The sequence below is a fragment of the Propioniciclava sp. genome (assembly GCF_036744435.1).
GTDB lineage: Bacteria > Actinomycetota > Actinomycetes > Propionibacteriales > Propionibacteriaceae > Propioniciclava.
In genome coordinates, this window is sequence record NZ_DAIOIA010000026.1 from 28545 (window position 1) to 29830 (window position 1286).

General features: G+C 72.1%; 2 protein-coding genes. One reads left to right on the plus strand and one right to left on the minus strand.

The genetic code is table 11. The features are described from left to right. Positions 1 to 304, minus strand: a 304-nt coding sequence (locus V7E09_RS05285; RefSeq protein WP_442956842.1) for a hypothetical protein, incomplete at its 3' end; no start/stop codon positions are given. 137 nt (positions 305 to 441) lie between these two features. Between V7E09_RS05285 and V7E09_RS05290 the strand changes: the two genes are divergently transcribed. Next, the coding region (locus V7E09_RS05290; RefSeq protein ID WP_324523117.1) for a LysR family transcriptional regulator at positions 442 to 1286 on the plus strand (845 nt) is incomplete at its 3' end.

Here is a 1286-nt window from a genome sequence, read left to right on the forward strand (position 1 = left end):
GCTTGTGGGCGGCCACGGAGGTGTCCTCGGGGCGCACCACGCCGTCGACGAATCCGACGGTGAAGTCCAGGCCGCCGGCGTCCTTCAGGACGCCCGCGAGGCGCTGGCCCGACGGGTCGGCGGGCAGCGACTCGGCCTCGGACAGCCAGCGGCGCACCAACGCGATGGCCTCCTCCACCAAGGCGGGATCGACCGCATCGGCGGCGGGACCGGACGCCGGGGCTGGGGGGGTGGCCAACTCCGCCTGCGGCGAGGCCCGGCGCGCGTCGGGAGTCGTCGCGTCGAACGGATGTGCGTCGGACATGGGGCCTCCAGGAGTCGCTTCGCAGGGGGTGCGTCCCGTAGGCGGGACGTGGCAGTAGTCTCATCCGATCGAGCCGTCAGGACAAGCGACTGTTTCTGACCACTATTCATCAGATTTCGCGATGCATCGGAGGAACCGTGCTGGATGTTCACCGCTTGATGCTGCTGCGGGAGCTGTCGATCCGCGGGACGATGGCCGCCGTCGCCGAGTCGCTGCAGTACAGCCCCTCAGCCGTGTCGCAGCAGTTGACGCAGCTCGAACGCGAGGCCGGGACGCCGCTGCTGCGCAAGTCCGGACGCGGCGTCCGGCTGACCCCCGAGGCGGAGATCCTGGTCGCCGCGGCGGCGAAGTTGGCCGACACCCTGGAGCGCGCCGAGGCGGAGGTGAAGGCGTCCGGGACGACCGTCCGTGGCCGGGTGCGGGTGGCCGTGTTCCAGTCGGCGGCGCTGGCCCTGATGCCCGCCGCGCTGACCACGATGGCGGCGTCCCACCCCGATGTGCGCGTCGAGATGGTCCAGAAGGAACCCGCCGAGGCCCTGCAGCAGACGTGGGCGCGCGACTTCGACATGGTGATCGCCGAGCAATACCCGGACCACTCCGCGCCGTGGCTGCCCGGGCTGGTGCGCCGCGATCTGACCAGCGACGCGATCCGGCTCGCCGTCCAGGCCGGGCGTGACGTTCCCGACCTGGCCGCCACCGCTGATTTGCCGTGGGTGATGGAACCCCCGGGGGCCGCATCCCGGCACTTCGCCGAGCAGGCCTGCCGGGTCGCGGGCTTCGAACCGGACGTCCGCTACGTCACCGCCGACCTGCAAGCGCAGATCCGCCTGGTGGCCTCCGGCAACGCGGTGGCGCTGATGCCGGACCTGATGTGGGCCGGTCAGGAGCCCGCGTGCCGGCTGATTCCCCTCGACGGACTGCCCCGACGCACCGTGTTCGTCGCCCAGCGGGAAGCCGGGCTGCGCTGGCCCGCGTCCATCGC